The following is a 1,306-nucleotide window of genomic DNA, read 5'->3' as shown; positions in this document are numbered from 1 at the left end:
GCCTTCACCTAACTCAGATCTCGCGGCGCTGGTCTCGTCAGCCAGCGCAGCCTCCACCCGCCCACGTCTTCGGAAGTGTTCAGGAGGTCAGATCATGAGATGCCCAAGCTCCCGGTCGTAAGGAGTCGTAAGTCCCGCGTTAGTGGACAACCCTCACAGGTCGCAGGGGCCTTGATCCCTGATAACACTCAACATTTTTGGCGGGACGACGTGAGGAATAGGCATCAGTACGTGACCACAGCTACTGCTGGAGCCTACATGAGCATGAAACGGATCCTATCGAGCACACAGGGTCGGCTTGATCCCGTAGAGACGGGGAATTGAACAATAGCGACATAGCTACCTGATGCTACGTCGGACCTACTCACTGAACTGAAAACGGTCTATGCTGGCAAAATGACGCACTGCATCAGGGAGTAGAGGCATGGCCAAACAAAAAAACGTATTCATCAGTCACGTACACAAAGACGATCATGGATTGCAGAAACTGAAGGATCTTTTGGCTCCAAAAGGTCTAGACATCCGGGACTCATCTATTCATACCGGAAAATTCAACAATGCGACCGATCCGCATTACATCAAAACCCAAATACTTGCCCCTGCAATAAATTGGGCAGGTGTATTTATTTGTTATGTTTCCCCACAAACAAAAGATAGTGACTGGGTAAACTGGGAAATTGAATATGCTGCCAAACAAGGAAAAAGAGTTATTGGCGTGTGGGAACACGGAGAAAAAGAGTGCGATCTTCCCTCAGCGCTCAAAGAATACGCCGATGCGTTAGTAGGTTGGAACGGCGATTCAATAATAGATGCCATTAACGGAAAGGATACGTGGGAAAAACCAGACGGTGGTGACTGCGAGCCAGTTGAACTTAATAGGCACCCCTGCTGATGGCACGTATCCACTCATATGTTGTACGTTATGATAGCGGATTTGCGCCCAATCCCTACTATGGATTTTGTACTTTAGCTACCTGCAAGCCAACCATTCGTAAAAGTGCACACATTGGTGACTGGGTTGTTGGTAGTGGGAGTAACGACAGAAAAGTCAGAAGAGGCGGACATCTGGTYTACGCCATGAAAATCACTGAAGCGCTTTCTTTCGATGAATACGCGTCAGACCTCCGCTTTGAAAATAAAAAGCCATTCCGTAATGGGAGCAGAAAGCAGAGTTGCGGCGATAACATTTACTTTCGAGGCAACCCTGAATCGGACTGGAATCAACGAGACTCTTTTCACTCAAAAGAAGATGGTGCACTTAAACCTGAACATGTTAAACGGGACACTGGTACAAATCGCGTACTAA

Annotated in this window: 2 protein-coding genes; both read left to right on the top strand. The window is 47.9% G+C overall.

Going from position 1 to position 1,306, the window contains the following annotated elements; translation table 11 throughout:
• Positions 1-424 precede the first annotated feature (424 nt).
• Positions 425-892, top strand: coding sequence for a TIR domain-containing protein (locus AC1DLB_RS30215; protein ID WP_367373106.1), 468 nt, complete (start codon positions 425-427; stop codon positions 890-892).
• Positions 892-1,306, top strand: a 415-nt coding sequence (locus AC1DLB_RS30210) for an Nmad2 family putative nucleotide modification protein (protein WP_477786310.1), incomplete at its 3' end; no start/stop codon positions are given. The genes AC1DLB_RS30215 and AC1DLB_RS30210, both read left to right, overlap by 1 nt.

This window comes from Pseudomonas sp. 05N434 (assembly GCF_056396965.1).
The sequence above is the reverse complement of the archived record's forward strand: the minus strand, read 5'-3'. Positions and strand labels throughout refer to the sequence as shown.